General features: G+C 55.0%; 1 protein-coding gene. It reads left to right on the top strand.

What is annotated here, in order from left to right; translation table 11 throughout:
- Window positions 1–249 (top strand): phage baseplate assembly protein V (locus tag ACTHUG_RS11655; protein WP_440386928.1); only part of this gene is annotated, 249 nt, incomplete at both ends.

Below are 249 nucleotides of genomic sequence, written 5' to 3'. Positions count from 1 at the left end.
TCCGACTGGCCAAACCCTATGCCGGTCCCGAATACGGCATCCACTTCCCCTTACACGAAGGCACAGAAGTGATGCTCTCCTTCGTCCAAGGTAATCCCGACCGTCCGTATATCTCCGGAGTGATGCACGACAGTGCCCATACCGACCATATCCCCGCCGATTGGAACACAAGGAACGTCATCCGTACCTGGGCGAACAACAAACTGAGGATGGAAGACCTGCAAGGTCAGGAACACATCAAACTCGCCA

It is taken from the genome of Neisseria sp. P0022.S009, assembly GCF_051956675.1.
In the GTDB taxonomy this organism is placed as follows: Bacteria; Pseudomonadota; Gammaproteobacteria; order Burkholderiales; family Neisseriaceae; genus Neisseria.
This window is presented reverse-complemented; position numbering and strand designations above follow the sequence as displayed.